Raw genomic sequence first — 3894 nt, 5'->3', positions numbered from 1 at the left:
ACATAATATTTTATTTTTATTATTAATATTGTTAGTCTAATACACGTTTATGAGTTATAATATAATGTAGATTTTAATCAAAATAAATATTTATTAATTAAATTTTATACTTTGGTGATAATCTTTACAATAATTATCATCAAGTATTTAATAATTATTAGTTATATCTAAATTAATAATAATTATTAAATTGAAATTTTATATAAAGGTGAGATACATGAATTTAATAACATTAGAAAACATTAGCAAAAGTTATTCTGAAAAAAAACTAGTTGAAAATATTTCTTTAGGCATAAATGATAAAGAAAAAATAGGATTAATCGGTGTAAATGGTACTGGTAAATCTACTCTACTTAAAATAATTGCTGGAGCTGAAATACCTGATGATGGTACTATTACAAAAGCCAATAAAGTAAGAATAGAATATCTTCCTCAAAATCCTTATTATGATGAAGATGCTACAGTTTTAGAGCAAGTTTTCAAAGGTACTTGCGAAGAGATGAAAATTATAGGAGATTATCAAGATATTTTAGACAAAATAAATAAATCCTATGATGAAAAGTTAAACGAAAAACTTTTAAATCTACAAGAAAAAATGGATGCTTTAAATCTTTGGGATTTAGAAAGCAGTGCTAAAACTGTCTTAACTAAGCTTGGAATAAAAAATTTCAACCAAAAAGTCAAAGAACTTTCAGGTGGGCAAAGAAAAAGAGTTTCTCTTGCTTCTGCTCTTATTACACCTTGTGAGTTACTTATTTTGGACGAACCTACAAACCACCTAGACAACGATACAATAGATTGGCTAGAATCTTACTTAAACTCTTTTAAAGGCTCTATCTTAATGATTACACATGATAGATACTTCTTAGATCGTGTAACTAATAGAATATTAGAACTAGATAAAGGAGTTTTATATAGTTATGAAGGAAATTACTCTGTATTTTTAGAGAAAAAAATGAACAGACTTCAACTTGCTGAATCTATGGAGGCAAAACGTCAAAACCTACTTAAAAAGGAACTTGCTTGGGTAAGACGAGGTGCAAAAGCTAGAACTACAAAACAAAAAGCTAGACTTCAAAGATTTGATGAATTATCAAATAAAAACGACTTTACTCCAGAAGATAAATTAGAAATCTCTGTTGGAAGCAGCCGTCTTGGTAAAAAAATAATCGAAATAGAACACTTAACTAAATCATTTGATGGAAAGACTTTTATAGACGACTTAGATTACACTCTAGCTCGTACAGATAGAATAGGTATTGTCGGCAAAAACGGACTTGGTAAATCTACCTTAATAAGACTTTTAAATGGTGAAATCAAGCCAGATAGCGGAACAATCTCTATAGGTGAAACAGTAAAAATAGGCTGCTTTAACCAAGATACTTCTAAGATGCACCCTGAAATGAGAGCGATAGATTATATAAAAGAAGAAAGCGACTATATAACTACTGCTGATGGTCACAAAATTACTGCATCACAAATGTGCGAAAAGTTCTTATTTAATGGAACTCTACAATACACTCATATTAAAAATTTATCTGGTGGTGAGAGAAGAAGACTTCAACTTCTTAGAGTTCTTATGATGGCTCCTAACGTACTTTTACTTGATGAGCCTACTAATGACTTAGATATCGATACTTTAAGCCGTTTAGAAGATTATTTAGATGAATTTAACGGTGTTCTTATATGTGTTTCACATGATAGATATTTCTTAGATAGAGTTTGCAATAAAATATTCGCTTATGAAGGTCGTGGAAAAATAAACATATATACAGGAAATTACAGTGATTACTTAAATTTCAGAGAAGAAGAAAATATAGAGTTTGAGGAATTTGAAGAAGAAGTCAAAGAAGAAAAGCCTAAAGTACCTAAAAAAGAAAAGCCAAAGGCAAAAAATAAACCAAAATTCTCATATAACGAACAAAGAGAGTTTGACACTATAGATGCAGATATAGAAAAATTAGAAGAAAAAATAGCTAGTTTAGAAGAAGATACATCTAAATTCGCAACAGATTTTACAAAACTACAAGAAATAATGGATGAAAAAACCAAACTAGAAGATGAATTACAAGTAAAATATGAGCGCTGGGAGTATTTAAACAACCTAGCAGAAGAAATATCTAATTGGAGTAATAATTAATCACTTCAAAATTGATTATAGCTTGGGCAATATGCCACATAATAAAAACTAGTGAGGTTTATGAGGAGGAATAATATGAATATATACGCTCACAGAGGTAATAGTGGTTTCTTCCCAGAAAACACTATGTATGCTTTTAAAAAGTCGCTTGACTTAGATATTTGTGGTATCGAACTTGATGTACAAAAGACAAAAGATGGAATACTTGTTGTTCACCACGATGAAACTTTAGGTAGAGTTTTTGATGGTAAAGGTTATATAAAAAAATTGACATTTGATCAATTAGTAGACTCAAATTTAAATAACGATGAATTAATTTCTAGAGATGACTGTAAAATACCTACTCTTGAAGAAGTTTTAGAGCTTATTAAACCTACAAACTTAACTATAAATATAGAAATAAAAAACAACAAAGTTAGATATAAAGGAATCGAAGAAGATATAATCAACTTAGTTAAAAAGCACAATATGGAAGAAAGAGTTTTAATATCTTCTTTTAATTATAGAAGTTTAAAAAGAATTTTTAGATTAGACCCGACAATTAAAACAGCTTACTTAGTTGGAGCTTTCACATTTAAACATAAAAGTTTAAAAAAGGTATTAAAAAGATGTAAAGAATGTAACTGTGCCTATATACACCCATCTTATGATGTTGTAAATAAGGAATTAGTAACTGAAGCGCACAAAAAAGGCATATCAGTTCAAGTGTATACAGTTAATTCAATTACTATAATGAAAAAACTTATAAAATTAAAAGTAGACGGCGTTTTCACTAATTATCCAAAAATAATTAATACTATAGTAAACGAAAATCTTTAAATTTTATAATTATTTATAAATGTTATATTAGACAATTAATATACTAAATTATTTATAGCTATTGACATATTTAATATAAAATTATACAATTTTATTAAATTATCGTGGAGGTTACAAATGGAAAACATACTTAAAGAATTTGAAGTTTTACAACAAAACTTAGACAATTTACCAATAGAAAATTTAGCTGACTATGACTTAAGTAAAACTGCTTTATTTATTGTAGATATTAACAATGGATTTGCCAAAGAAGGTACTCTATATTCTGATAGGATAAAAGCACTTATAAATCCTATTTATGAATTTGTAAAACCATTAGAAGACAAATTAAATAAAATTATAGCCTTTACCGATACTCATGAAGAAGATTCTGTAGAATTATTAAGCTATCCTGCTCACTGTTTAGCTGATAGCGATGAGTGTAAGGTAGTTGATGAATTATTAGATATAAAAAATCTTGAAATTATACAAAAAAATTCTACAAATGGATTCTTTGCTATAGATATTAATACATTAAACGATATAGATAATGTAGTGGTTGTTGGTGACTGCACAGATATATGTATATATCAATTTGTAGTTACATTAAAGGCTTATTTTAATGAAAAAAATATTAATAAAAATATCGTAGTCCCTATGAATTTGGTAGATACATATGATATACCATTTGTTCATCCAGGAGACCTTTTGAATGTAGTATTTTTAAATAGTATGGTTCAAAATGGAGTTAAGCTAATTAAAAAATTTTCATTATAAATAACTAAAACACACACTTCAAAATAGATACAAATTTTATTTGTATCTATTTTTTTATAAAAAATTCACTACGTTCATGTCGCCAACGACTTCGTCCGTTGCTTAAAATTCACTACGTTCATGTCGCCAACGACTTCGTCCGTTGCTTAAAATTCGCTTCGCTCATAGCGCCAACGAAT

At 27.9% G+C, this 3894-nt stretch carries 3 protein-coding genes; all 3 read left to right on the top strand.

What is annotated here, in order from left to right; genetic code table 11:
- The first annotated feature begins 217 nt into the window (after positions 1 to 217).
- The 3 genes from RDX53_RS13780 (at position 218) to RDX53_RS13770 (ending at position 3715) form a co-directional block, all read left to right on the top strand.
- Entirely contained in the window at positions 218 to 2140 is a 1923-nt protein-coding gene (locus RDX53_RS13780) for an ABC-F family ATP-binding cassette domain-containing protein (RefSeq protein ID WP_307994349.1), read from the top strand.
- Positions 2141 to 2215: 75 nt separating this feature from the next.
- A complete protein-coding gene (locus RDX53_RS13775) occupies positions 2216 to 2959 on the top strand; it encodes a glycerophosphodiester phosphodiesterase (protein WP_295574501.1) in 744 nt (247 codons plus the stop codon).
- A gap of 117 nt (positions 2960 to 3076) precedes the next feature.
- Positions 3077 to 3715, top strand: a complete 639-nt coding sequence (locus RDX53_RS13770) for an isochorismatase family protein (RefSeq protein WP_295574499.1) — start codon at positions 3077 to 3079, stop codon at positions 3713 to 3715.
- The last annotated feature ends 179 nt before the right edge of the window (positions 3716 to 3894 follow it).

The organism is uncultured Intestinibacter sp. (assembly GCF_902468165.1).
Classification (GTDB): domain Bacteria; phylum Bacillota; class Clostridia; order Peptostreptococcales; family Peptostreptococcaceae; genus Intestinibacter.
The sequence above is the reverse complement of the archived record's forward strand: the minus strand, read 5'-3'. Positions and strand labels throughout refer to the sequence as shown.